This window comes from Pseudomonas sp. SBT1-2 (assembly GCF_028640875.1).
GTDB classification, from domain to species: Bacteria; Pseudomonadota; Gammaproteobacteria; order Pseudomonadales; family Pseudomonadaceae; genus Aquipseudomonas; species Aquipseudomonas chlororaphis_I.
Window position 1 is genome coordinate 1 of the sequence record NZ_JAQZAA010000029.1, and the last position, 353, is coordinate 353.

The 353-nt window shown below is 55.2% G+C and carries 1 protein-coding gene; it reads left to right on the forward strand.

All coding sequences use genetic code 11. The features are described from left to right. Positions 1 to 353 (forward strand): transposase (locus tag PVZ78_RS03540; RefSeq protein WP_273828231.1); only part of this gene is annotated, 353 nt, incomplete at both ends.

Genomic DNA, 353 nt, shown 5'->3' on the forward strand with positions numbered 1-353 from the left:
CTACGCCACGACAAGCCTGCTCGTAAGGTCATCAAGCAAGCGCGATGGCTACTGCTACGCAATCCACAGAATCTGAAAACGCCGGAACAACAGGTTCACTTGCAGGATTTGCTGGCGGCCAACCAGGCGTTGATGACGGTCTACTTGATGAAGGCTGAACTCAAAACGCTCTGGACGCCGAATACCGCTTGGAGCTGGAGATCGGCCTGGAAGCAATGGTTGCGCCATGCTCATGAAAGCGAAATACCGGCACTGATCCAGTTCGCCAAACGGCTAAAGAGTTACTGGCGGGGCATCGTCAGCCGCGTTCGCTGGCCGATGCACACCGGTCAGCTGGAAGGAATAAACAATCG